Raw genomic sequence first — 24,121 nt, 5'->3', positions numbered from 1 at the left:
GGGGCGATGTGACCATTCTGCGCCAGTATTCGGCACTCTTCGGGGCGTTGTTGGCTTCAAGAATATTGATTCTTTCGCTATGATCAATTCCATGGCCTCCGGACTCGAGCTCACCACCCTCGGACATCGCATCCGACACCACCGCACGCGCAGCGGCATGACCCTGGACGAGCTCGGCGCCGCCGTCGGTGTCGCAGGCTCCCAGCTCAGCCTCATCGAGAACGGCAAGCGGGAGCCGAAGCTCTCGCTGCTGCAGGCCATCGCCGACGCGACCGGCACCGAGGTGAGCGACCTCATCTCCGGCGAGCCGCCGAACCGGCGCGCTGCGCTGGAGATCGAACTCGACCGCGCGCAGTCCAGCTCGGTGTTCCGTCAGCTCGGGATCGCCCCGGTGCGGGTGAGCAAGGGCATGCCCGACGAGACGATCGAGTCGATCCTGGGCCTGCACCGCGAGCTGCATCGCCGTGAGCGCGAGGCGATCGCCACGCCGGAGGAGGCGCGGCGGGCCAACACCGAGCTGCGTCTGAAAATGCGTGCGCTGGACAACCATCTGCCAGAGATCGAGGCGCTCGCCGAGAAGCAGCTGAAGGCGGCAGGGCACTCCTCCGGAGCTCTCACGCACCGCACCGTGAGCATCATGGCCGAGCAGCTCGGGTTCGAGCTGCTGTACGTCGACGACCTGCCGCACTCCACGCGCTCGGTCACGGATCTTGAGCACGGGCGGATCTACCTCCCGCCGGCATCGATCCCCGGCGGCCACGGCCTGCGCTCGATGGCGCTGCAGGCGATGGCGCACCGCCTGCTCGGGCACACTCCCCCGACCGACTACGCCGACTTCCTGCAGCAGCGGGTGGAGATCAACTACTTCGCCGCGTGCTGCCTCATCCCCGAGACCGCGGGCGTCGCCTTCCTGCAGCAGGCGAAGAAGGACCGCAACCTCGCCGTGGAGGACTTCCGCGACGCGTTCGGCGTGACCCACGAGGCCGCCGGCATGCGGATGACCAACCTCATGACGAAGCACCTCGACATGCGACTGCACTTCCTGCGCGTGGACGAGTCGGGCGCGCTCACCCGTGTGTACGAGAACGACGACCTGCCGCTGCCGATGGACGTCACCGGATCCGTCGAGGGTCTCACCGTGTGCCGCAAGTTCTCGGCGCGCGCCGCCTTCAGCCAGCGCAATCGCACCACGGAGCACTACCAGTACACGGACACCCCGTCCGGAACGTTCTGGTGCTCGACGCAGACCGGATCCACCGACGGCGGCGGCTTCTCGATCACGGTCGGCGTGCCGTTCGACGACGCCCGCTGGTGGCGCGGGCGGGAGACCACCGATCGTGCGCAGTCGACCTGCCCCGACGAGGCGTGCTGCCGCCGCCCTCCGGTCGGGATCGCGGAGCGCTGGAACAACAAGGCCTGGCCGAGCGCCCGCGTGCACACGCACATGTTCTCGCCGCTCCCCCGCGGCGCGTTCCCCGGCGTCGACGACAACGAGGTGTACTCCTTCCTGGACCGCCACGCCGCCCAGTAGGGGTTGCCCTTCCCCTCGGGCTCAGTGCGCAGACACGAAGGCGGCGTAGCGGCGCAGGGCTGGCGCGACGGCGGCGGGATCCGGCGCAGGCTCTGCGTCGAAGAGCTCCGCAATCGGATCGTCCCGGTGCCGGCCGACCGCGGCGGAGTGCGTCCAGGCGCCGGCGATGCGGCCCGCCGCGAGCAGGCTCGCCCGCACCATGCCGTTCTTGCCCGGGCCGATGAGCGCCATGCTCTCGGGTGACGCCACCGCTGAGCGGTCGGCGTAGGAGATGTAGTACTCGTCGAACATCGGCAGGGCGAGCGTGACGGCGTCGTCCGCACCGGCGGCGCGGCGCGGACGTACTGCACTGACGAACGCGCCCGCACTCGTCTCCGTCACCCGCGCGCTCCCGCGCTCCACGGCCTCGCGCGCGGCGGTGATCGGCAGACCCGACCACCAAGCGAAATCGTCGACCGTCGCGGGACCGTGCCCATCGATGTAGCGGACGAAGAGCTCGACGAGTGGATCCGCCGGGGCAGGGGTCTCGGGGATCCATTCCTCCGCGAGCATGAACAGCTGCTCGCGCGAGACCGCGTCGTCGCGGTGCACGACCGGTCCCTGGACCAGGATGCCGCGCACATTGAGTGCATAGATGAGGTGCACGCCGCGTTGGCCCGCCGGATCGATGCCGATCTCCGCGAGGTCGTCGAACAGCTGCGCCCTCGTGCGCCCACCATCGGCCAGGCGCTCGCGGAACGCCGACTCGACCCGGGCGACGAGGGCATCGTCGATACCGAGCTGGCGCTGACGCGTCGCGTCCTGGCGGAGCTGCCGCTGGCCGGTCACCGACAGCACCCAGCGCAGGTCCTCCGAGGGGATCACGTGCAGCGTGCCGCGCATGGTGTGGGTGCGCACGAGCTCGCCGCGGTCGAAAGCCGCGTCGACCGAGGCGAGAGTCGGCGCACCGGACGAACGGAGCCCGAGCGCCCAGCGGCCGGCGACGAACTCCTGCCCCTGCACGGCGAGCATGTGCCGGGCGGCGGCGACCGGGGTGCGCGCGGGGGCGGTGAGCCGATGCGAACGGAGGCGTTCGCTCAGGAGAGCCGTCATGGACCCATCATGCCGTGAGGCCCGGACACAGGCCGGGCTCCGCGATCAGACGCCTCGCATGCTTCCCCTGCCCGGGCGCCGCGGGCGCGATCCGGTCGGATCCGATGAGTTTCCTATGACGACGCTCAAGACGGCCGATTCTTGGGCTTCTCTGTCAAACCCGCGCCGACGATGGTGCCATGGCAACGCTCACCTCCCTCGCCCCGGTGCCGCGACTCGTCGCCGCGCCGGTCCGCCGGTTGCGCCCCACGTTCTGGCGCATGGCCGCCGTGACGCTGATCTGGGCGACGAGTCTCTTCGTGCTCGCGCTCTGGGTGGGCGGCGCCGGAGTGCAGTCGCTCCTCGCCCTCGACGGCGACACACTCACGACGCTGGGTCGACTGACGGGCCTCGTGTCGGCGAACCTGCTGCTGTACCAGGTGCTGCTCATGGCCCGTGTGCCCGTGTTCGAGCGCGGTTTCGGGCGGGACGGCATCACCCGGCTGCACCGCCTCGTCGGGTTCTGGTCGTTCTGGCTGCTTCTCGCGCACCTCGTCCTGATCACGGCGGGCTATGCGGTCACCTCCCACACGAACGTGATCGTGCAGGCCTGGAGCTTCGTCTGGGACTACCCCGGGATGCTCCTCGCGACGGCCGGAACGGGACTGTTGATCCTCGTCGTGGTCACCTCGATCCGCCGTGCTCGTCGCCGGTTGCGCTACGAGTCCTGGCATCTGCTGCACCTGTACGGATACCTCGGCGTCGGCCTCGCGATCCCGCACATGCTGTGGACCGGTGCGGACTTCACGGCGTCCGCCGGTGCGACCTTCTACTGGTGGGCGCTGTGGGCCGTTACCGCCGCGTGCGTGCTCTGGTTCCGCGTGGCGGTGCCGCTGATCCGCAGCGCCCGGCACGGGCTGCGCGTGGTCGCCGTGTCCCCCGACGGCCAGGACGGGGTGTCGGTCCGCGTCGCCGGTCGCGACGTGCATCGGCTCGGTGCCCGCGCCGGTCAGTTCTTCATCTGGCGCTTCGTGGACGGACCGGGCTGGACCCGCGGCCACCCGTTCTCCCTCGCGGCCGATCCGGCCGGCGACGAGCTGGTCATTTCGGCTCGCCGCGTCGGAGACGGGACGGACCGGCTGTCCGAGCTGCGTCCGGGCACGCGGGTCATGGTGGAAGGACCCTACGGCCACATGACCGGCGAGCGCCGGAGCGGATCCCGGCTGCTCATGCTGGGCGCCGGGGCCGGCGTAGCCCCGCTCGTCGCCCTGCTGGAGTCCGAACCGTACGTGCCGGGCGAGGCGGTCCTCGTGACACGCGACCACTCGGCCGGGCACGGACTGCGGCGCGCGGAGATCGACCGGCTCGTGGTCGACCGCGGGCTCGTGCATTACACGATGCACGGCCGCCGCGCCGACTCCGGCACGAGCTGGGTGCCCGCGACCCACGCACAGTGGGACGGCGCACAGCTGCTGCAGCGCATTGCGGGAGACCTCTCCGCCTACGACGTGTACCTCTGCGGGCCGATCCCGTGGATGCAGAGCATCCGTAAGGATCTCCGCGCCGCGGGCGTCGACGCCTCCCGCATCCACAGCGAAGCATTCGCGGTCTGAACCGAGAACGACAGGAGAGCATCATGAAGAAGATCGTCTACGCCGTCCTTGCCACGCTCACGGGGCTCGTGCTGCTGTTCAGTTACCGCACCTCGCTCGAAGCCGTGCCCGCGGCGGCGACCGGCACGGGCACCCCGACGAAGAGCACGACCGGATCCGCCACAGGGACGAGCACGAGCGGCTCATCCTCTACAACCGCGTCCGGGTCGTCCGGCGGGGCGTCGGGCTCAACGGCGTCAGGATCCGGGACGTCCTCCGGTTCCACATCCTCCAGCGGCCTCAAGGACGGCAGCTTCACGGGGCAGGCCGTGGACACGCGCTACGGCGCCGTGCAGGTCGAGATCACCGTGTCCGGAGGGCAGATCACCGACGTGTCCGTGCCGCAGTACCCGAACACCGAGCGCCGCGATGAGGAGATCAACGCGCAGGCCATCCCGATCCTCATCTCGGAGACCAAGAGCGCGCAGTCCGTGCAGATCGACATGGTCTCGGGGGCAACCTTCACGTCCGACGGGTACACGCAGTCGCTGCAGAGCGCGATCGATCAGGCGAAGGCATGAGCATCGCGACGCCGCCCGCGGGATCGTCGCCGAGCGACGTGCGCACGGCCGGGCCCGGGCGCCATGTCGTCACTGCCGAGCTCATGGGCACGGTCGCGAGCGCGCACGTGCTCACCAGCACCGCTTTCCCTACGCCGGACGTCGCCGCACGGATCGCCGCCGCGCAGGCCGCCGCACTGGACGAGCTGCACGAGATGGATGCGCTGTTCTCCCCGTTTCGCTCCGACTCGCAGATCTCGCTGCTGCGCGAGGGATCGCTGCACCCGGAGGACGCGGACCCGCGGATGCTCGAGGTCTCAGAAGCCTGCGTACGCCTCGCGTCGGACAGCGGCGGGCGGTTCGATGCGAACAGGCACGGCTGGTTCGACCCGACAGGATACGTCAAGGGCTGGGCCGTCGAGCGCGCGACCACCCGCCATCTCGCGCCGCTGCTCGCCGAGGACGACGTGATCGCGGCGGGGCTCTCCGCAGGCGGGGACATGCAGCTGCTCACCGCGCCCGGCACGGACTGGGTCTGGAACGTCGGCATCGCGGATCCGCTCCGCCCCGGAGACGTGCGGGCGCAGGTGCCGCTGCGGGAGGGCGCCGTGGCGACCTCCGGGCCGTCCGAGCGGGGCGCGCACATCGTCGATCCGCGCACGGGACGCGCCGTGCTCGACGCCCCCACGGCGACCGTGATCGCCGACCGGCTGAGCGATGCCGACGCGTGGGCCACGATCGCCGTGGTCGCCGGCTTCGACGACCTCACTTGGCTGCGAGCCGCGCCCGACTGCTCGGGCATGCTGATCGCGGCGGACGGCCGCATCCGGCGCTGGGCGCACGGAGTGGAGATCGCCGTCGGCGAGGACGTCACTCGATCCCTCATCGGGGGTCGTTGAGCGAGCACGGAGCGGGAGCGAGACGCAACGCCGTCTCCCGCGACGTCGCCGTTTCGACTCCATCGCGCGGCGCACGTCGTCGCTCAACGAGCCCGGGGGGCCGCGACCGCGAGGGGAAGGCGCAGCAGGAACGTGGTGCCCGCGTCCGACGTGTCCTCGATGACGACGGATCCGCCGTAGCGCGTCGCCACGTCGCGCACCAGGGCGAGACCGAGCCCGAAGCCGCGCCGGCGTCCGGTCTCGGCTCCCCGGGCGAAACGTGTGAAGATCCGCTCCTGCTCCCCCGCGGGCACGCCGGCCCCGCGATCGGCGACGCGGAGCTCGGCGAAGCCGCGCCCGCTGCCGACGCCTCGGGAGGCCGTGATCGTGACCATCGTCCCTCGCGGCGCGTGCTGGATCGCGTTGTCCACAAGCGCCGTGCAGAGCCGGGTCAGTGTGACGGCCGGCACGGCGACAGCGATCCCGGGGGCGAGATCGGATCGCAGCGCCACCGCGGCGCCATCCGCGATCGGTCGGATCAGCTCCACCGCAGCCCCTGCCGCGTCCGCCGCGTCCGCCGCTGCGGCCTCGACCGGGCCCTGATCCGTCTGCGCGGCGAGTAGGAGCTCGGTCAGGATGTCGTCCATGGCGGCAGTGTCGCCGCGCAGCCGCTCGAGGGCATCGCCGATGTCCTCGCCGCGCGCCACTCGACGCTGGAGGATCTGTACACGGCTGGACAGAGCCGTGAGCGGAGTGCGCAGCTCATGGCTCGCGTCGGCGACGAAGTCGCGCTGCGCCTGCAGCGCCACCTCCAGCGGCGCGACCGCGCGCCGGGCCGTGAACCACGCGATGAGCCCGAGCAGCGCGACACCGACGATGCCTAGCACGACCACCCAGGGCAGCACCCGGTCCACGTCGACGACGACGTGGTCCGGATTGTCCAAGGCGAGGCCACCGGGCCGGGACCCCGCCGCGCCCCGGTCGTCACCCTGCGGCCGTGACGTCGCGAGGATCACGGCGACGAGGATCCCGACACCGGCCGTGATCACGACCGCGGACGCGATACCGGTCCAGAGCCCGATCTGGCGCGCCGAGCGCCGCACCCGCTCACGATCGGCGGATCCGCTCACGTCGGATCCCCCGCCCGATAGCCCCGCCCGCGCACGGTGTCGATCATCTCGGGCGTGGTCTTGCGCCGGATGTAGTGCACATAGGTGTCGACGGTCCCGACTCCGTCGGCCGAGGAGAAGACGCCACGCAGGATCTCCTCGCGGCTGAACACGCGTTCGGGGCTGGCCGAGAGGAACTCGAGGAACGCCGACTCCGTGGCGGTCAGCGACACCCGCAGTCCGGTCGGGGAATGCAGCACCCAGGAATCCGGGATGAACGTCCAGTCACCGATCGCCCTTCGTCGCCCCTCGGCCTGAAAGCCGCGGCGCAGCGCGCGCAGCCGGGCAAGCAGCTCGTCGAAGTCGAACGGCTTCGTGAGGTAGTCGTTCGCGCCCGCGTCGAGGCCCTCCACGCGGTCCGGCACCGCGCCGAGGGCGGTCAGCATGAGCACCGGAGTTGTGATGCGCGCCGTGCGGATCGCCTCGACGAGGCTCGCACCGTCCATGCCGGGCAGCCGCCGGTCGACGAGCATCACGTCGTAGCGCTCGTCGAGCGCGCGACGCAGCGCGACCGCGCCGTCGGTCACGTGGTCGACGGCATACGTCTCGCCGAGCACCTCAAGGGTCATCTCGGCGATGTCAACGTCGTCCTCCACGTAGAGGAGTCGCGGCCGGGCGTCGATCATGCGGGCCTCCTGTCCTCAGGATTGCACCACACCCGTTCCAAGACGAGACCGAGGAAGCGCTGCACAGGAGTGCGCCGCACACGATTCGGGGCGCGCCCCGGGGAGTGGATCCCGTGGAACGCGCCCCGAATCTCGAGCTCGCTCAGCCCTGCAGCGTGACCTCGCGGCGCACCGGAAGCACGATCGGGTGCGAACCGGCCATGACCTCGAGCACGCGGATGACCTGGCTGGAGTAGCCGAACTCGTTGTCGTACCAGACGTAAAGGATCACGTCGGTGCCGTTCGCGATGGTCGCGAGGCCATCGACGATGCCCGCCCGGTGCGAGCCGACGAAGTCGGTCGAGACGACCTCGGGCGACTCGACGTAGTCGATCTGCTGGCGCAGCTTCGAGTGCAGCGACACGCGGCGCAGGTAGTCGTTGATCTCCGCCTTCTCGGCCGGACGCTCCAGGGTGAGGTGCAGCACCGCGAGCGACACATCGGGCGTGGGCACGCGGATCGCGGATCCGGTCAGCTTGCCCGCGAGTTCCGGCAGAGCCCGGGCGACGGCCTTCGCGGCTCCGGTCTCGGTGATGACCATGTTCAGCACGGCGGAGCGGCCGCGGCGGTCTCCGGAGTGGAAGTTGTCGATGAGGTTCTGGTCGTTCGTGAACGAGTGCACCGTCTCGACGTGGCCGCGGACGATGCCGTACGCCTCGTCGACCGCCTTCAGCACCGGCGTGATCGCATTCGTGGTGCAGGACGCGGCGGACAGGATCCGGTCGTCGTCGGCGATGGTGTCGTGGTTGATGCCGTGCACGATGTTCTTCAGATCGCCCTTGCCCGGGGCGGTGAGCAGCACCCGGGCGACGCCGGTGGACTCGAGGTGACGGCTGAGGCCGGCCTCATCGCGCCAGCGGCCGGTGTTGTCAACGACGATCGCGTCGCGGATGCCGTACGCGGTGTAGTCGATCGTCGCGGGGTCGTTCGAGTAGATCACCTGGATCCGGGTGCCGTTGGCGATGAGCTGTGAGTTCTCCTCGTCGACGTCGACGGAGCCCTCGAAGCGGCCGTGCACGGAGTCGCGCAGCAGCAGCGACGCGCGCTTGACCAGGTCGTTCTCGGCGCCCTTGCGCACGACGATGGCCCGCAGGCGCAGCCCGCTGCCGCCGCCGGTGTGCGCGATGAGGATGCGGGCGAGCAGACGCCCGATGCGGCCGAAGCCGTACAGCACCACGTCGGTGGGCTCGGCGGGCGAGGCCTCGCCGAGGGCCGGCGCGAGCTCGACGCGGAGGCGCTCGGTCAGCCCTGCGACGTCGCCCTGCACGCTCTCGCTGAGGCGGCCGAGGTCGAGCGATGCGGCGGAGGGCGAGATTTCGCGCAGCGCCTCGAGCACGGCGAGGGTGTCCTCGAGTGCGAGCTCGTCATGACCGAGCGCGGCGACGCGCTCGTGCACCTCGAGAATCTCCGTGGTGGACAGGCCGAGCAGGCGATGTCCGTGCAGCGACGTCACCACGTCACGATCGCGGTTCAGCCCGCCGATCAGCGGGATCATCCGCTCTGCGAGTTCTTCTCTGGCCTTCCAGTCGTCGCGGCGCGCGGCGAAGTCGTTCATCAGCGTCCTTGCAAGCAGATGCGCCAGGGGTCAGTGGCGCGGGATCGGGAGGGGCGGATCCGCCCGTATCCAGGGTAGGCGGACGCAGGACGCGCGCCCGGCCGATCCGGGGTGCAAGAATCGCGGTTCTTTCCCTGCCGCTCAAGGCGAGCGCCGACATGTCCGCGCACGGGAACGCAAAGAGCCCGGAACCCGCGCCTGGACACGGAGCCCACCTTGGTCCATCCAACGCCGCACGCCCTCCCACCTTTCGTCTACACTGGTGGAATAATGAACGCGAATCACCTCGGCGATGAGGCCGACCTCCTCCTGCGCGGCGGACGGATCCGCACGCTCGATCCGGGCGGGTCGACGACCGACGCCCTCGCGGTTCGAGCGGGCCGCATCATCGCCCTGGGTGCGGAGGCGCTCGGGCTCCACGCGACCGAAACCGTCGATCTCGACGGCCGCACCGCCATCCCCGGCGTGAACGACGCGCACCTGCATGCCGCCTGGCTCGGCGCGCGCTGGCCGCACCTGTTCTTCTCCGACGCCTCACCGCACGAGCAGCCCTCTGGCACGCTCATACGCACCGCCGTCGAGCGCCGAGCCGCGCTGCGCAACGCCTGGCGTCTGCTCGCCGAACTCGGCATCACGAGTTACACCGAACCCGGGATCGGCCCAGGTGAGGACGCCGGCGAGACCGGGTGCTTCGGCACCGCGATGATGGACACCTACCTCGAGCTTCATCGCGCCGGCGTCCAGACCGCCCGTGTCACGCTGCTGCGTCTGTTCGGGGAACTGGACGGCTCGGCCGACCTCGCGGCCTTCGAGCAGGGGATCCGCGCGCCGAAACCCGAGACGGATCCGCACTGGCTCGCCGTCACCGGGGTCAAGATCTTCGCCGACGGGATCCCTCCGATGACGACCGCCTGGGTCAGCGAGCCCTACCCCGACGGCACGTCGGGCGGACTGCTGCCCCAGGGCGCCGAGGGAGCGCTGCACGCGTACCGGCGCATGATCGGCCTCGCCGTCGAACGGGGCGAGCAGGTCGCGGTGCACGCGACGGGCGACCGGTCGATCGAGGAGTTCCTGCGGGTGCTCGAGGCGCACCCCAGGGCCGCCGCCGCACCGCACTACGTCGTGCACGCCGACCTCGCGACCCCTGCTCAGATCGAGCGCATGGGCGCCGTCGGCGCCGGCTTCGCCGTGCAGCCGCTCATCGCGGAGCACACCCGGGACTGGGCGGGCGCACAGCTCGGCGCGGCCCGTATCGCCGCCGCCTGGCCGCTGAGCCACATGATCGCCTCGGGGGCGCTGACCACGATCACGAGCGACGCACCGATCGCGACGCCGGACTGGCGCATCGGCCTGGACGCCTCGCTCGCGCTGCTCGGCCGCGACGACGCGGGCATCCGCGAGCAGCTGCTCCGGTGCGTGACCATCGATCCGGCGCGCCAGGACGGCGCCGCAGCCTGGAAGGGATCGCTCGAGGTCGGCAAGGTCGCGGACATCACGGTCCTGGACGAGGACCCCGCCGCGCCAGGTCGTCCGTTCGGCGATGTCGGCATCGCGCGGACCATCGTCGACGGCAGGACGGTGTTCGCACAGGCGTAGTGCGGGCGCGCGAGCGACCACCACACCGCTCGCCGCCTCACGCTCGCCACGGAGCCGTGTGGATGAACGGGGCGGGCGACGCGTCCGCTCGTCGCCCGCCCTGGATCCGGTCCCGTCCGCGAGAGCCGGATCCTGACGCGCGGCCTCGCCCGGAACAGGAGCCGCGCGAGGCCGCGCCGCTCTCACACCGCCGTGGCGATGAGCACCCGCGGGCTTGCGGGGAGGGCGATCTTCTCGCGCACCTCCCAGCCCGCGTCGGCCAGCCAGCCGCGGACCTGCGCCTCGGGGTAGACGACCGTGCCGTCGATCACGAGGTACTCCCCCGCATGCAGCGCGTCGATGCCGCGCTGCTGCGCGTCGTCGTCGAGGAAGAAGTCGAGCACGGTGAGGGTGGCGCCGGGCACCGCTGCGGCCCTGAGGTTGCGGAAGATCTGCGCGTTCTCCTCGGCCGAGAACCGGTGAACCACGTGGTTCGCGAGCACCGCATCGTAGGCGCCCTGCGGCTGCGCGCCCGCCGTGTCGCCGACCTCGACCGTGGCGCGGTCCGCCACGCCCGCCGCCTCGACGGCCTCGGCGATGCCGCCCTCGAACCCGGGCGCGTAGAGGAAGGTGGTGCGCAGGCCCGGGTTGCGCCGCATCGCCTCGAGCGCGAAGCCCGCCGACAGGCCGCCGAAGTCCAGCGCGTTCGTCGCGGCGGAGAGGTCGACGAGACGGCCGAACTCCTGCGCGTGCAGGGCGTTGTAGGTCATGACGCCGGCCATGAAGGTCCCCCAGCGGGCGTCGTCCATCTGCAGGTCGCCGGGCTCGGTCGTGTCGACGGTGTGCGCGAACTGCAGCCAGTGCGGGTAGCTGATCTCGCCGAGGAAGGTGAGGAACGGCGCGAGGTCCACGACCGAGGCGTCTCCGGCCAGGTAGGCGGCCGCGTCCGGCTCGAGCGCATAGCGGCCTTCGGTACGCGTCAGCAGCCCCTTGCCCGTCATCGCGTCGGCGAGGATGCGCACGATGCGCTCACTCGCGCCGGTGCGCTCGGCGATGGCGGGGACCGTGTCGGCGCCATTCGAGATCGCCGGGAACAGGCCGATCCGGCTGGCCTCGAAGAGCTGCTTCGAGGCCATGTAGCCCGTCGCGATGTCCAGGATCCGCGCGGCGTCGGGAGTGGTGGTCATGTACATGCCTTTCATGTTTCTACAATTGTAGGAAATAATGGACAGGGGGTGTCCAGGGGAGCTTCGGGGACCGCGCCGGGCTCAGTCCTCGGCGAGGAACTCCACGACGGCGGTGCGGAACTCGGGAGCGTGCAGCGCCGCGAGGTGGTCGCCCGGCACCCGCACGACGCGGGAGCCCGCCACGGCGGCGGCGAGCATGTCGATGCCCTCCGACATCGGGTCCTCGGTCCCGCCGAGCAGCAGCACGGGCTGCGTCGGCGCGGCGACGGCCGGGTCGAACGGCTCCGACGCGAGCCCCTCGATGAGATCGAGCAGCTCCTCGGGGCGGTTCCCGGGGAGCGCAGCCATACCCAGGATCATGCCGGTGATCGGATCCGCCGGCGCCGGCCCTCCGGCGAGCGCGGCTCGGGCGGCGGGCAGGTCGACCATCGTGAACGGCTCCCACGGGCTGAGCCCGCCGAGCACGAGACGGCGCACCGCGACCTCGGGGTGCCCGGCGAGCGCCCACGCGAGACGCGCGCCCAGGGAGTAGCCGACGACGTCGATCTCCTCCCCCGAGGCGATCGATGCGACAGTCTGCGCGAGCAGGTCGACCACGCGTGACGTGGAGAGCACGCCGGCCGCAGGACTGTCGCCGTGCGCCGGCAGGTCCACGAGCAGAGCCGGTCGATCCGCGAGGGCAGGCTCCCATGCGGCGCAGGGCCAGTCGAGCCGGGCGCGCGAGGCGAGGCCGTGCAGGAACAGGGCCGGTCGGCCGGCACCCTCCGAGCGGACGACGGACAGGGCGATCCTGGGTGCGCCGGTCATCGGGCGCCCTCCTCTCGATGACGCGTGGAGGCCGCCCGGAGCAGGGTCAGCGCAGCCGCGCGAGGAACTGGTCGATGTAGGCCTGATAGTCGGCGATGCGATCGCCGTCGGGGTACATGAGGTTGATCACGGTCGCTCCCACGGCGGAAGAGATGTATTCGTTCGCCAGGGGCGCGAAGTCCTGGTCGCGGATCGCGCCCTCGTCGCGGGCCGCCTCCATCCGCTCCACGAGCGATGCGCGCCAGGAGCGCAGATGGCTCCGGTACAGCTCTGCGAGCTGCTCGTTCGACATCGCGTACTCCCAGAGCGCGAGCAGCACCCGTCCGGCGGCGATCTGCTCGGGATCTCGCGGGATCGTCGCCTCCAGGAAGCTGCGCAGCGCCGCCTCCGCACCGTCCGGGGCGGATCCGGCCTCCTGCACACCCTCGGAGATCTGCGCGAGGATCGTCTCGAACGTCGCCGCGACGATGCTCTCCTTGCCAGGGAAGTAGTGCTTCAGGGCACCGTTCGCGAAGCCCGCCTCGGCGGCGATGCTGCGCATGGTCGCCGCCTCGAACCCGCCCTTGAGGATGATCCCCTTGGCGACCTCGACGATCTCCCGACGACGCTGATCGTGATCGATGATCTTCGGCATGGGTTCCTTCCGACGTGGCGTCCGCCGGCGGCGCGCACCGGGGTGCGGACGTGCGGAATCGCTGCCTGCTACCGTACCGGGGCATCCGTGGCCTCGCGCAGCGCCAGCCATTCGGCACGGCGCGTCCTCTGCTTGACGGGGTCGGCGACCGGCGACGCCAGGCGCAGGCGCTCGGCATAGGGATGCCGCGGCGAGCGCGTGACCTGCTCCCCCGCTCCGGTCTCGACGATCTCGCCGTGGTACATCACCGCGACACGGTGGCACACCCGGCGCACGACGCCGAGGTCGTGCGAGACGAACAGGTAGGAGACACCGGTGTCGCGCTGCAGCTCGATGAACAGGTCGAGGATGGTCGCCTGCGTGGTGAGGTCGAGCGCGCTGACCGGCTCGTCGCACACGATCAGTCGCGGCCGGCGCACCAGAGCCCGGGCGATGGCGATGCGCTGACGCTGACCGCCGGAGAACTCGCTCGGATAGCGGTCCATCGCGGTCTCGGGCAGGCGCACCCGGTCGAGCATCTCCCGTACGCGCGCCCGCGCCTCGGATCCGCCCAGTCCGCTGGTCAGCAGCGGCTCGGACAGGATGTCGCCGATGGTCATCGCCGGGTTCAGGGATCCGTACGGATCTTGGAACACCACCTGCACGTCGGCCGCGAGGGCGCGTCGTTCCGCGCGACCGAGGGACGTGATGTCCCTGCCGTCGAAGCGGATGCTGCCGCCGGTCACGGGTGCGAGGCCGAGGATCGCCTTGCCGAGGGTGGACTTGCCGGATCCGGATTCGCCGACGAGACCCATGCACTCCCCGGGCGCGACGTCGATCGAGACGCCGTGCAGCGCGCGGAACGCCGACCGGCCACGGCCGTACTCGACGACCAGATCCTGCACCTCGAGCAGCGCGGTCATGCGCGCACCTCCGTCGTGTCCGTCGTGGCGCCGGCCGCGGGGTCCGACGCGTCGAGCGCGCTGCGCCGGCCAGCGTCGGGCTCGGCCCGCCCGGCCGCGTCGAGCTCCGCTCGCCCCAGGGCGTCGTCGAGCGATGCCGCGATGAGCTCCCGCGTGTAGGGCTGCTGCGGGTGCGCGAACAGCGGATCCACATCGCCCTGCTCGACGATCTCGCCGCCGCGCATCACGATCACGCGGTCGCAGATGTCGGCGACGACGCCGAAGTTGTGCGTGACGATCAGCAGCGCCATGCCGTACTCCTGCTGAAGCTCGCGCAGCAGTTCGAGCACCTCGGCCTGCACGGTGACATCGAGCGCGGTGGTGGGCTCGTCGGCGATGAGGATCGACGGCCGGCCCGAGATCGCGCCGGCGATGAGCACGCGCTGCGCCATGCCGCCCGAGACCTGGTGCGGATAGCTGCGCAGGACCCGGTCCGGATCCGCCAGCCCCACCCGCAGCAGCACCTCGCGCGCCCTGGCCTTCGCATCAGCGGCGCTCATGCCGTGCACGCGGCGCAGCGGCTCCACGAGCTGGTGGCCGATCGTGTACGACGGGTCGAGGTTGCTCATCGGCTCCTGCGGCACATAGCCGAGCTCGCGGCCGAGCAGGGCCTGGCGCTGCTTCGGCGTCGCCGTCGTGACGTCCTCACCGGCGATGCGGATCGCGTCGGCCGTGCTCGCGCCGCTCGCGGGCAGCAGGTCGAGCACCGAGAACACCGTCTGCGACTTGCCGGATCCGGACTCGCCGACGATGCCGACGACCTCCCCGGGGGCTACGTCGAGCGTGACACCGTGCACCACCTCGACGACGCCGTTCGGGGTGGCATGGCTCACCCGCAGGTTCTCCACGCGCAGTGCGGATCCCTCCACCGCGTGCCGCACGGTACCCGTCGCGGGAGTGGCGGCGGCCGCGGCGTCCATCGCCGTAGCGCGGCGGCGGCGCAGCCGCGGGGTGCGCACCTGGGCCAGTTCGGCGAGGGTGGAACCCATGATCGCGAGCACCGCGATCGTCAGGCCGAGCGCGACCGAGGGCCACAGCAGCATGAGCGGATAGGTGAGCATGAGGCGGAAGCCCTCGAGCATCATCGCGCCCCAGCTGGGCACGTTCGAGTCTCCGATGCCGAGGAACTGCAACCCGGCCTGCATGCCCATCGCCATGCCGGCGGTGAGCGCCGTCTGGATGATGACGGGCGGGTAGACGGCGGTGACGACGTGCCGGGAGATGATGCGGGCATCGGACAGACCGGACACGCGCGCCGCGTCGATGTACGGCTCCTCGCGCACGCTGAGGGTCTGTGATCGCGCGATGCGGAAGTATCCCGGCACCATGAACACGCCGACCGTGACCATGAGCAGCTCGAAGTTGTTGCGGCTGCCCGCGGCGACGACGAGCAGGATGATCATGCCGGGGATGGACTGCAGCGCGTCACTCACCCACATCGCGACCCGGTCGAACGGACCGCGGAAGTAGCCGGCGGCGACGCCGGTCGGCACTCCGATCACGACGGCGGTGACGATCGTGATGAGCGCACCCCAGATCGTGATCCGGGTGCCGTAGATGAGCCGGCTGAGGATGTCACGGCCGGTCGAGTCGGCGCCCAGCAGGTGCGTGGCAGACGGCGGGGCCTTGGCGGCGGCGAGGTCGACGAAGTTCGGATCCATCGGCGCGAGCAGCGGGGCGAAGACGCCCACGAGCACGATGAGGACGAAGATCGCGAGCGGGATGTACCCGCCGGGGTGACGGAGGAACCGGCGGAACAGGCTCGAGCGACGCCGCTGCCTGGCGCGATCGAACGCGACGCGGATGTCGGTGGTGGTCATGCGACGCGCACCTTCGGGTTGATCCAGCCGAGCACGAGGTCGAGCAGGAGGTTGATGATCACGACGAAGACGATCGACACCACGGTGATGCCGAGGAGCATCGGGATGTCGCCGTTCTGCGAGGACTGATTGGTCAGCTGCCCGATGCCGGGGAGGCTGAAGATCTGCTCCACCACGATGGCGCCGCTGAGCAGGCCGACGAACATGAGGGCGATGACGGTGAGCGCAGCCGGTGAGGCGTTGCGGAGGATGTGCAGGTTCACCCTGGCCGGCGACAGACCGCGACTGCGCAGGGTGCGCACCCAGTCCTGACGGCTCTGCGCGATCACGGCGTTGCGCAGCTGCTCCGAGACGGCGACCACGCCGCCGAGCGCGAGCGAGATCGCGGGGAGCGTGAGCGAGCGGATCCATCCGTCGACGGACTGCGACGGCTGCACGTAGCCGACCGCAGGGAACCACTTCAGCTGCACCGCGAACCACAGGACGAGGACCAGGCTGACCCAGAAGCCGGGCAGCGCGAACAGCACGACCGAGATGCCCTTGAGGATCCGGTCGAACCAGGTCCCGGGGCGCAGACCCGTGATCATCCCGAAGGCGATGCCGAGCACCGCCGTGATGAGCGTCGCGAAGGTGACGACGGAGAGGGTCACCGGGACCTTGATGGCGAGTTGGGCGCCCACGGGCTGGAAGTTGCGCCAGGAGGATCCGAAGTCGCCGGTGACGAGGTGCGAGAACCAGTCCCAGAACTGCACCAGCAGCGGACGGTCGATGCCGATCTTCGTCGCCAGCGCGGCCTGCTGCGCGGGGCTCGCGGTGGTGCCCAAAAGCGCAGCGGTCGGATCCTTGATCGCCAGGTGCGCGAGGAAGAACGTCGCGACGGAGACGACCACGAGCAGCACGATGCCGGACAGCAGCCGCTTCGCGGTGAACAGGAGCATGAGGACCTCTCGGGGGGTGAGGAGGAACGGGGGCCCGACCTACGACGGGTCGGGCCCCCGGGGCGTCAGCCCTTGGTGATGTAGCGCAGCGTCGGGAACATCATGCCGATGACGGGCTGGACCTTGATGCCGGACACCGAGTAGTAGGTGTTGTCCGCCTGGTACCAGACCGACCACCAGGCCTGGTCGACCAGGGCCTTGTTCAGGTCCTTGATCGCCGCCGTCTGGTCGGCGCCCTTCGTCTCCTGGACCTTCTTCACGAGCGGCGCGAGGACCGCGTTGCTCGCGTAGTCGGGTGCCGGGTTGAACCACTGCTTGGAGGTGACCTGCCGGGCCACCGTCGCCACCTCGTTGCCGTCCATCGCGAGGAAGGAGATGAACATCGGGTAGTTCGGCGCGTTCAGCTGGTAGTCGGGCATCTGCATGTTGTCCCAGGTGACCTTGACGCCGATCGCGGTCAGCGCCTGGTCCGCGGCGGGCTTCCACTGCTCGAACACCGGCGACATCGGCATCGAGATGTCGAACCCGTTCGGGTAGCCGGCCTCGGTGAGGAGCTGCTTCGCCTTGTCCACGTTGTACGCGTACTGCTTGTTGAGCGAAGGGTCGTTGATCGAGCCGCCCTCCGGGAACACCTGGTTCGTCGCGGCGCCGGCGCCGCTGCCGACGGCCTTGAGGATCGCGGCGCCGTCGAAGGCGTAGTTCAGCGCCTGACGGACCTTGAGGTCGCCGAGCGCCTTGTTCTTCGCGCCGGTGTGATCGGTGATGACGAGACCGGCCCAGCCGGAGACCCGCGAGACCGTGTTCCAGCCCTGCTGCTGGGCCGCGTCCTTGTTCGTGATGTCGCCGTACTGCACGTTGATCTGGCCGCTGAGCATGGCGTTCTGGCGCGCCGTGGCGTCCATGATCGGGAAGATCGCGAGGTTCTTGAAGGAGTACGCCTTCGCGTCCCAGTAGCCGGGGACCTTCGTGAAGTGGTACTCGGATCCGGCGACGCTCTTCGCGCCGTCCAGCGTGTAGGGGCCGGAGCCGACCGGCTGCTTGCCGAGCGTGCCCGCGGCGATGGCCTTGGGCGACATCACGTAGCTGCGGCCGAGCCCCATGAAGTACAGGATCGTGTCGTCGCGCTGCGTGAGGTTGATCTTGACCGTGTGGTCGTCCACCGCCTCGAAGGACGACACGTTCGTGTAGGCCTCGCCGGAACGGGCGCCCGCCTTGAGGTAGTCGAGGCTCTTCACGACCGCGTCGGCGTCGACCGGGGTGCCGTCGCTGAAGGTCCCGCCCTTGTGCAGGGTCAGGGTGATGCTGAGGTCGTCGGAGGCCACCTCCCACTTCTCCGCGAGGGCGGGAACCGGCTTGCCGTCCTTGTCGAGGGCGACCAGGGCGTCGTAGACCGCGGACAGGTACGGCCCGTCGAAGCCGATGTCGGCCAGGGCCGGATCCCAGGACGTGACGTCCAGGAAGTTGCCGATGTTGAGGTCGTCGGGGGCGTTCGCGGCAGCGGCGGCGTCGCTCGTCTGCGTCGTGGTGCCTCCGCCGCCGGAGCAGCTGGTGAGGGCGAGGGCCGCGGCCACGGCCGCGGCGATCGCGAGGGGCACTCGTTTCATGGTTCCTTCTCTCGGTGCGGGTTGAGGTGAAGAAGGGTTCGAAGGGCCTTCGGCCGCGCTCCGGGGAGCCATACCGACGTCACTCCGATGTGTCGTTGCGTTTAGTCTACATGTGTGGAAAAAGAACGCAAGCGGTTCTTCTCACAGGACGGACCGGATCCATGACCCTGCGCGAATCACCCTTGTCCGAGCGCGCAGAGCTGTCGCCCGTGCGGCTCGGACGAAGGCGATTCGCGCTCAGTCCGCGACCCGCGCGACCTCGCGGTCGATCTCGCGCAGCTCCGTGACGTCGTGGGCCGAACGCGCGCCGGGCAGGTAGTGGACGGCGAGCTCGGGCCCGTCGAACCGGTAGCTGCGATGCCTCTCGTACAGCTCCCAATCGACGGGACCGCCGTAGTCGTATCCCACGCTGATCCCCGTGAAGGGTGCCATTCCGAGCAGCATCGGCACCGACGGGATCCGCAGGCCGGCCGCGCCGTCGACCTCGAGCTCGACGCTCCAGCGCAGATCGTCCTGCTCCGCCATCCTCAGCACCAGGCGGTGCGCGCCCGGCGCGAGCGCCGCGCCGCGGGCGCGATGCATGCGCCCGTAGGCGTTGTAGGACACGAGCGGCGCGCCGTCGTCGATCGCGACGAGGTATCCGCCGCCCTGGTCGCCGTGCGCGAGGAGCACGCCGGCGGAGTCGCCCGTGGTGCGCACGTCGATGCGCACGTCGAACGACCTCAGCACCGTCAGCGCGGCCGACCGGTAGCGCTCGAGCGGAGGCCGGTAGGGCGAGAGCGTGACGGGATCACCCAGCGGACGCTCGGTCGCGGGTCGGATCCGGTGCAGGGATCCGTCGTCGTCGAGCGGGAAGACCGCGTTCGCCCATGCCTCCTCGCGCCAGCGCTCGGCGAGCAGTGCAGCGCGCTCCCCGTGCTCCGCCGTGAGGTCGCGCGTCTCGGTCGGGTCCTCCGCGAGGCGGTAGAGCTCCCAGGCCCCGCCGGCCGCGCCCTGCTCCCGAGTCGGCGGCGTCGTGGAGATCGCCTTCCAGCCGTCGTCGATCAGCGCGCGACTGCCGAAGCACTCGAAGTACTGGGCCGGTCTCCCCGGCGCCCTCGGGTCGCTCAGTAGGTCGACGACGCTGCGGCCGTCGCTCGGCACGGACTCCTTCCCGTGCCGGCGGTCCAGCCGCGGAGTCCCAGTCAGGTCGAGGATCGTCGGGGCGAGGTCCGACACGAAGACGAACTGGTCGCGCAGCCCCGCCGCCATCCGCGCCGGCGCGGCGGGCCAGGACAGGATGAGCGGGGCGTGCACCCCGCCCTCGTAGAGCGATCCCTTGAACGAGCGGAACGGCGTGTTCGAGACACGCGCCCAGCCGGCGGGATAGTGCGCGAACAGCCGCGGACCGCCGATCAGGTCGACCTCGCGCGGCTCGTCGGGCACCCAACCCTCCGGATCCGGCCCCATCCTCCCGAACTGGGCGAAGTAGCTGCGGGTCCCGCGCGGACCGCCCTCCGCGGTGCCGCCGTTGTCGCTCGCGACCACGACGATGGTGTTCTCGCGCTCACCGCGCTCCTCGAGGTGCGCGAGCAGCCGGCCCAGGCTCTGGTCGACCTCGTCCACGGCCGCGGCGTAGACCTCCATGTACCGCGCGAACAGCTCCCGCTCCGCGTCGTCGAGATCGTCCCAGCGCGGGATGCGCGCCTCGTCCGCGAGTGCACCCTGCGGCAGCGCCGCGTCGCCCGCGACGATGCCGCGTTCGCGCTGCCGGGCGAACCGCTCGTCGCGCAGCGCGTTCCACCCGGCCTCGTAGCGGCCGCGGTACTTCGCGATGTCGGCCTCCTTGGCCTGGATCGGCCCGTGCACGGCCGTATGCGCGAAGTAGAGGAAGAACGGTTTGGCCGCGTCGTTCGCGCGCAGGTCGTCGATCATCCCGATGGCGCGGTCGGTGAGGTCGTCGGTGAGGAAGTACCCGTCGGGGAACTCCGGCACGTCCAGGACGGAGTTGTCCTGCACGAGTCGATGCGGGTGGTGCAGCGAGGTGAACCCGTCCATCGATCCGAAGTAGCGGTCGAAGCCGCGCTGCAGCGGCCACGACGACCGGTCCGCCCCGTCGTGCAGCCGGGAGTCGACGGTGAGATGCCACTTGCCGACCATGAACGTCGCGTACCCGCCGGCCCGCAGCGACTCGGCGAGGGTGGGGGCGTCCCCGGGCAGCGTGCACGAGAACCCCGGATAGCCCGGGTCCGTGTGGGCGACGAGGCCGAAGCCCGCCCGGTGCGGGTTCAGCCCGGTCAGCAGGGCGGCGCGTGCGGGTGAGCACAGCGGCGCGGTGCGGTAGTTCGTGAAGGTCCATCCTTCCTCGGCCAGCCGATCGATGTGCGGGGTGTCGATCTCGCCGCCGAACGGTCCCAGGTCGCTGAAGCCGAGATCGTCGATGAGGACCACGATCACATTCGGCGCCCCCGGTGCCGCGCTCGGCTGCGGCGGCCACCACGGCTCCGACTCCGACGTGAACTCCCCCACGCGTCCCCCGAACCCGCGGTAGGCGGAGGACGACGCCGTCTCATCCTGAACATCCATGCTGCGTGCTCCTCGCCCCTCGGTCCCGTTCTCGTCCCGGTGGTGGGCGGAGCCCGCCACCGGGTTCACCATGCTCCGTCGTCGCGCACGTCGACGTCGGCCTGCAGCCCGGCAAGCGCCTCGCGCACCTCGGCCCCGCGCTCGGCGACCAGGGCGAGGGCGGCGTGGTTCTGCTCGAGCTGCCCGATCCGTGAGGCGCCGAACAGCACGTTCGCCGCCGCCGGATGGGTGAGGCAGAACGCGATGCCGAGTGCCGCGGGCGTCACCCCGAAGTCGTCGGCGATGCGGGCGACCTCCGGGTACAGGGCGAGGATACGCTCGCGGATGCCGCCGACGTCGGCGCCGATCTTGCGCTGGGGCGCGCGGCCGGTCGCGAGGATCCCGCCCTCGAACACGTCCGAGGCCTGCAACGCGAGCGTCCCGTCCGCGAAGAGGGGGCCGTACGCGGCGCCCTCCGCCATGGCGCGCCGGGCGATTCCGTACTTGAGCTGGGCGAACGAGGGCCCGACGAGACCCGTGTCGGCCGCCGCGGCCAGCGCGGTCCGCGTGTGCCCGATCCGCCAGTTGTTGATCCCCCAGCCGCCCACGAGCCCCTCGGCGATGAGCTCGTTCACGTCGGTCACAATCCGCGCTACATCGGGCTCGTCGAGGTAGTCGCCGACGACGAGCGTGTCGAAGCGGTCGAGTCCCGCGCGCTCCAGACTCTCGACGAGCTGGGCGCGGAAGGACTGGTTCGGCCAGTCCCAGAGCCACAGCTTGCCGCACAGCACGATCTCGTCCCGCGCGACGCCGCTCGCCCGCAGGGCCTCCCCGAAGAGGATGTCGGTGCGCGAGTTCTCGGCGTGCGGCCCCATGTTGTAGTACGCGACGTCGAAGAAGCCGGCATCGAGCTCGACGGCACGGCGAATCATCGTGACGGCAGCGTCGGGATCCATCCGATCCCAGGTGTTCCAGGATCCCAGCGCGAGCGGTGGGACGGTGAGCCCGCCGAGGGCGCGGTGCGGAAGTGTCGACGCTGACATGAGTACTCCTTGCTCTGAGGGCGTTTCGTCTCGGGCGGCTTCGCCGTCCTCGCTCAACGACCAGGGGGATCCCGGGTTGCGTTTTTCTATGCTTGTAGAATATAACGGAGATGCCCCGTCAGAGAGGACGTGAGATGACCATCTCCCCCCGCCGCATTCTCGTCACCGGAGGAGCCTCCGGGCTCGGCCGCGGCATCGCCGCCGCCTTCCGCGAGGCCGGAGACGAGGTGATCATCGGCGATGTGAACGCCGACGCCGCGGCCGCGGTGGCTGCGGAGCTCGACGCCACCGCACTCGCGCTCGACATCTCCGATCCCGCCTCGGTCGCCGCGGCGGGAGAGTCACTCGGCACCATCGACGTGCTCGTCAACAACGCCGGCGTCGTGCTCGGCGGCGGCACCCAGCAGCAGGTCCCGCTCGAGGTCTTCGACGCCGCCGTGGCCGTGAACATCCGCGGCACGTTCCTCATGCTCCGCGAGTTCGCCCCGCGCCTGCCCGACGGCGGCGCGATCGTGAACACCTCGTCGATCGGCGGGCGCCAGCCCACGCCCGGCATGGGGCACTACGAGATGACCAAGGCCGCCGTCGACGCTATGACCCGCACCGCCGCGATCGAGCTCGCGGGACGCCGCATCCGCGTGAACGCCGTCGCACCCGGACCGATCCTCACCCCGCTCACCGCCGGCTTCGCCACCGACCCCGAGGCGCGCGCCGCCTGGGAGGCGCGGATCCCGCTCGGCACGATCGCCGAGGTCGAGCAGGTCGCGCCGCTCGTCGTCTTCCTCGCGGGCGACGCCGCGAGTCACATCACCGGCGTCTCCGTCCCCGTCGACGGCGGCCAGCTGCTCGTCTGAAACATGGTCGCTGAGCCTGTCGAAGCGCCTGATCCCGGAAGGATCCGCATGACCATCCCCACCACCACCCGCGCGGCCGTGCTCACGGAGCACGGTCAGCCCCTCACCCTGCAGGATCTGCCGCTCCCGGCCGAGGTCGCGCCCGGCGCCGCGCTGGTGCGGATCGCGGTGTCGACCCTGTGCGGCACCGACATCGAGATCTGGGAGGGCAGGATGACCTTCCCCGGCATGCTGCCGATGGTACTCGGCCACGAGATGGTCGGCGAGATCGTCGCCCTCGGCAACGGCACCGTCGACGCGCTCGGCCGGTCGCTGCACATCGGCGACCGGATCGGGTGGTCCGAGTCGACCTGCGGCGAGTGCTACGGCTGCGTCGTGCTGCGCGAGCCCGTGCACTGCTCCCGGCGCGGCTACGGTTTCCTGCAGCGCTCCGACGTGCCGCCGTTCGCCACCGCCGGCCTGTCCGAGTACGCCTACGTCACGCCGGGGGCGGCGAAGCTGCTGCTGCCGGACGCGGTCAAGGACACCTGGGCCTCGATGGCCGGCTGCGCGGCGAAGACCGTGCTGCGCGCGTTCGAACGCGGTGGGAGGATCCGGCCCGGCTCCACGGTCGTCGTGCAGGGCGCCGGCGCACTCGGCATCTTCGCGACCGCCGTGGCGAAGATCTCGGGCGCCGGGCGTGTCATCACCGTCGGCGCACCGGCTGCGCGGCTCGAACTCGCGGCGCGGTTCGGCGCGGATGCGGTCGTGGACTTCCGCGACGGCCCCGTCGTCGCCCAGGTCATGGAGCTCACCGACGGACGCGGCGCCGACCACGTGTTCGACTTCGCCGGCGCCCCGAGTGTGGGGCCGGACGCCGTCGGCATGGCCGCGCAGCGCGGCACCGTCGTGATCGTCGGATCCACCGGCCCCGTCGGGGACGCCTTCCCGGTCAGCACGCTCATGGGCAAGGAACTGACCATGGTCGGCTCGCTCAACGGCGACATCGCCGACTACGCCCGCTCGATCGACTTCTTCCAGGCCTTCGCCGACCGCTACCCGTGGGACGAGCTGTTCAGCACCCCCGTCGGACTCGCCCAGGCCTCCGAGAAGATCGCGAACATGCACCACCTCGATGAGGTCAAGGCCGTCATCGACCCCCGGCTGTGAGGAC

20 protein-coding genes are annotated in these 24,121 nt (G+C 70.7%); 7 read left to right on the top strand and 13 right to left on the bottom strand.

The window, feature by feature from the left end:
* Positions 1–91 precede the first annotated feature (91 nt).
* Positions 92–1,531, top strand: coding sequence for a helix-turn-helix domain-containing protein (locus AC1DCT_RS16085; protein WP_477430329.1), 1,440 nt, complete (start codon positions 92–94; stop codon positions 1,529–1,531).
* Between the two features lie 21 nt (positions 1,532–1,552).
* Here the strand turns inward: AC1DCT_RS16085 and AC1DCT_RS16080 are convergent, their stop codons facing one another.
* Complete coding sequence (locus tag AC1DCT_RS16080; RefSeq protein ID WP_477430328.1) at positions 1,553–2,623, bottom strand: winged helix DNA-binding domain-containing protein; 1,071 nt, start codon at positions 2,621–2,623, stop codon at positions 1,553–1,555.
* 179 nt (positions 2,624–2,802) lie between these two features.
* Here AC1DCT_RS16080 and AC1DCT_RS16075 point away from each other — a divergent pair, with 179 nt between their 5' ends.
* From AC1DCT_RS16075 to AC1DCT_RS16065, 3 genes are read left to right on the top strand one after another with little or no spacing between them, the layout of a single operon-like run.
* Positions 2,803–4,215, top strand: a complete 1,413-nt coding sequence (locus AC1DCT_RS16075) for a ferredoxin reductase family protein (protein ID WP_477430327.1) — start codon at positions 2,803–2,805, stop codon at positions 4,213–4,215.
* 23 nt (positions 4,216–4,238) lie between these two features.
* On the top strand, positions 4,239–4,775 hold the full coding sequence (locus AC1DCT_RS16070; RefSeq protein WP_477430326.1) for an FMN-binding protein: 537 nt from the start codon (positions 4,239–4,241) through the stop codon (positions 4,773–4,775).
* Positions 4,772–5,653 carry an FAD:protein FMN transferase gene (locus AC1DCT_RS16065; protein ID WP_477430325.1) on the top strand — a complete coding sequence of 294 codons (882 nt, stop codon included), beginning with the start codon at positions 4,772–4,774 and terminating at the stop codon, positions 5,651–5,653. The genes AC1DCT_RS16070 and AC1DCT_RS16065 overlap by 4 nt, the downstream gene beginning before the upstream one ends.
* A gap of 83 nt (positions 5,654–5,736) precedes the next feature.
* On the opposite strand, the gene AC1DCT_RS16060 is transcribed toward AC1DCT_RS16065, so the two are convergent.
* The 3 genes from AC1DCT_RS16060 to AC1DCT_RS16050 form a co-directional block, all read right to left on the bottom strand.
* Positions 5,737–6,762 (bottom strand): sensor histidine kinase, encoded by a 1,026-nt coding sequence (locus AC1DCT_RS16060; protein ID WP_477430324.1) that lies wholly within the window; start codon positions 6,760–6,762, stop codon positions 5,737–5,739.
* Entirely contained in the window at positions 6,759–7,427 is a 669-nt protein-coding gene (locus AC1DCT_RS16055; protein ID WP_477430323.1) for a response regulator transcription factor, read from the bottom strand. Before AC1DCT_RS16055 ends, AC1DCT_RS16060 begins: the two co-directional genes overlap by 4 nt.
* A 142-nt stretch (positions 7,428–7,569) precedes the next feature.
* A complete protein-coding gene (locus AC1DCT_RS16050; RefSeq protein WP_441977266.1) occupies positions 7,570–9,021 on the bottom strand; it encodes a glyceraldehyde-3-phosphate dehydrogenase in 1,452 nt (483 codons plus the stop codon).
* A gap of 270 nt (positions 9,022–9,291) precedes the next feature.
* On the opposite strand from AC1DCT_RS16050, the gene AC1DCT_RS16045 reads away from it, so the two are divergent.
* Positions 9,292–10,617 carry an amidohydrolase gene (locus AC1DCT_RS16045; protein WP_441977267.1) on the top strand — a complete coding sequence of 442 codons (1,326 nt, stop codon included), beginning with the start codon at positions 9,292–9,294 and terminating at the stop codon, positions 10,615–10,617.
* A 182-nt stretch (positions 10,618–10,799) separates the two neighbouring features.
* On the opposite strand, the gene AC1DCT_RS16040 is transcribed toward AC1DCT_RS16045, so the two are convergent.
* From AC1DCT_RS16040 to AC1DCT_RS16000, 9 genes are all read right to left on the bottom strand, one after another.
* Positions 10,800–11,783, bottom strand: coding sequence for a methyltransferase family protein (locus AC1DCT_RS16040; protein ID WP_477430322.1), 984 nt, complete (start codon positions 11,781–11,783; stop codon positions 10,800–10,802).
* Positions 11,784–11,864: 81 nt separating this feature from the next.
* Complete coding sequence (locus tag AC1DCT_RS16035) at positions 11,865–12,590, bottom strand: alpha/beta fold hydrolase (protein WP_477430321.1); 726 nt, start codon at positions 12,588–12,590, stop codon at positions 11,865–11,867.
* A 46-nt stretch (positions 12,591–12,636) separates the two neighbouring features.
* Positions 12,637–13,224 (bottom strand): TetR/AcrR family transcriptional regulator, encoded by a 588-nt coding sequence (locus tag AC1DCT_RS16030; protein ID WP_440733394.1) that lies wholly within the window; start codon positions 13,222–13,224, stop codon positions 12,637–12,639.
* A 68-nt stretch (positions 13,225–13,292) separates the two neighbouring features.
* Positions 13,293–14,126 (bottom strand): ATP-binding cassette domain-containing protein, encoded by an 834-nt coding sequence (locus AC1DCT_RS16025; RefSeq protein WP_441977270.1) that lies wholly within the window; start codon positions 14,124–14,126, stop codon positions 13,293–13,295.
* Positions 14,123–15,985 carry a dipeptide/oligopeptide/nickel ABC transporter permease/ATP-binding protein gene (locus AC1DCT_RS16020; protein ID WP_477430320.1) on the bottom strand — a complete coding sequence of 621 codons (1,863 nt, stop codon included), beginning with the start codon at positions 15,983–15,985 and terminating at the stop codon, positions 14,123–14,125. The genes AC1DCT_RS16025 and AC1DCT_RS16020 overlap by 4 nt, the downstream gene beginning before the upstream one ends.
* Entirely contained in the window at positions 15,982–16,923 is a 942-nt protein-coding gene (locus AC1DCT_RS16015; protein WP_441977272.1) for an ABC transporter permease, read from the bottom strand. Before AC1DCT_RS16015 ends, AC1DCT_RS16020 begins: the two co-directional genes overlap by 4 nt.
* Before the next feature lie 65 nt (positions 16,924–16,988).
* Positions 16,989–18,527 carry an ABC transporter substrate-binding protein gene (locus tag AC1DCT_RS16010; protein WP_441977273.1) on the bottom strand — a complete coding sequence of 513 codons (1,539 nt, stop codon included), beginning with the start codon at positions 18,525–18,527 and terminating at the stop codon, positions 16,989–16,991.
* Positions 18,528–18,764: 237 nt separating this feature from the next.
* Entirely contained in the window at positions 18,765–21,092 is a 2,328-nt protein-coding gene (locus AC1DCT_RS16005) for an arylsulfatase (protein WP_441977274.1), read from the bottom strand.
* 65 nt (positions 21,093–21,157) lie between these two features.
* Positions 21,158–22,114, bottom strand: coding sequence for an aldo/keto reductase (locus AC1DCT_RS16000; RefSeq protein ID WP_477430319.1), 957 nt, complete (start codon positions 22,112–22,114; stop codon positions 21,158–21,160).
* A gap of 134 nt (positions 22,115–22,248) precedes the next feature.
* Between AC1DCT_RS16000 and AC1DCT_RS15995 the strand changes: the two genes are divergently transcribed.
* Both AC1DCT_RS15995 and AC1DCT_RS15990 read left to right on the top strand, forming a co-directional pair.
* Entirely contained in the window at positions 22,249–22,968 is a 720-nt protein-coding gene (locus AC1DCT_RS15995) for an SDR family NAD(P)-dependent oxidoreductase (protein WP_441977276.1), read from the top strand.
* A 48-nt stretch (positions 22,969–23,016) separates the two neighbouring features.
* Entirely contained in the window at positions 23,017–24,117 is a 1,101-nt protein-coding gene (locus tag AC1DCT_RS15990; protein ID WP_477430318.1) for a zinc-binding dehydrogenase, read from the top strand.
* Positions 24,118–24,121 lie beyond the last annotated feature (4 nt).

It is taken from the genome of Microbacterium sp. 10L49, assembly GCF_056395125.1.
Note: the sequence above shows the minus strand (reverse complement) of the source record. Positions and strands in the feature narration are given on the sequence as shown.

Bases quoted from the DNA above. Each gene is read 5' to 3' on its own strand.
- AC1DCT_RS16085 (WP_477430329.1), top strand. From the start codon at position 92: ATGGCCTCCGGACTCGAGCTCACCACCCTCGGACATCGCATCCGACAC.
- AC1DCT_RS16080 (WP_477430328.1), bottom strand. From the start codon at position 2,623: ATGACGGCTCTCCTGAGCGAACGCCTCCGTTCGCATCGGCTCACCGCC.
- AC1DCT_RS16075 (WP_477430327.1), top strand. From the start codon at position 2,803: ATGGCAACGCTCACCTCCCTCGCCCCGGTGCCGCGACTCGTCGCCGCG.
- AC1DCT_RS16070 (WP_477430326.1), top strand. From the start codon at position 4,239: ATGAAGAAGATCGTCTACGCCGTCCTTGCCACGCTCACGGGGCTCGTG.
- AC1DCT_RS16065 (WP_477430325.1), top strand. From the start codon at position 4,772: ATGAGCATCGCGACGCCGCCCGCGGGATCGTCGCCGAGCGACGTGCGC.
- AC1DCT_RS16055 (WP_477430323.1), bottom strand. From the start codon at position 7,427: ATGATCGACGCCCGGCCGCGACTCCTCTACGTGGAGGACGACGTTGAC.
- AC1DCT_RS16050 (WP_441977266.1), bottom strand. From the start codon at position 9,021: ATGAACGACTTCGCCGCGCGCCGCGACGACTGGAAGGCCAGAGAAGAA.
- AC1DCT_RS16045 (WP_441977267.1), top strand. From the start codon at position 9,292: ATGAACGCGAATCACCTCGGCGATGAGGCCGACCTCCTCCTGCGCGGC.
- AC1DCT_RS16040 (WP_477430322.1), bottom strand. From the start codon at position 11,783: ATGACCACCACTCCCGACGCCGCGCGGATCCTGGACATCGCGACGGGC.
- AC1DCT_RS16035 (WP_477430321.1), bottom strand. From the start codon at position 12,590: ATGACCGGCGCACCCAGGATCGCCCTGTCCGTCGTCCGCTCGGAGGGT.
- AC1DCT_RS16030 (WP_440733394.1), bottom strand. From the start codon at position 13,224: ATGCCGAAGATCATCGATCACGATCAGCGTCGTCGGGAGATCGTCGAG.
- AC1DCT_RS16025 (WP_441977270.1), bottom strand. From the start codon at position 14,126: ATGACCGCGCTGCTCGAGGTGCAGGATCTGGTCGTCGAGTACGGCCGT.
- AC1DCT_RS16020 (WP_477430320.1), bottom strand. From the start codon at position 15,985: ATGACCACCACCGACATCCGCGTCGCGTTCGATCGCGCCAGGCAGCGG.
- AC1DCT_RS16015 (WP_441977272.1), bottom strand. From the start codon at position 16,923: ATGCTCCTGTTCACCGCGAAGCGGCTGCTGTCCGGCATCGTGCTGCTC.
- AC1DCT_RS16010 (WP_441977273.1), bottom strand. From the start codon at position 18,527: ATGAAACGAGTGCCCCTCGCGATCGCCGCGGCCGTGGCCGCGGCCCTC.
- AC1DCT_RS16005 (WP_441977274.1), bottom strand. From the start codon at position 21,092: ATGGATGTTCAGGATGAGACGGCGTCGTCCTCCGCCTACCGCGGGTTC.
- AC1DCT_RS16000 (WP_477430319.1), bottom strand. From the start codon at position 22,114: ATGTCAGCGTCGACACTTCCGCACCGCGCCCTCGGCGGGCTCACCGTC.
- AC1DCT_RS15995 (WP_441977276.1), top strand. From the start codon at position 22,249: ATGACCATCTCCCCCCGCCGCATTCTCGTCACCGGAGGAGCCTCCGGG.
- AC1DCT_RS15990 (WP_477430318.1), top strand. From the start codon at position 23,017: ATGACCATCCCCACCACCACCCGCGCGGCCGTGCTCACGGAGCACGGT.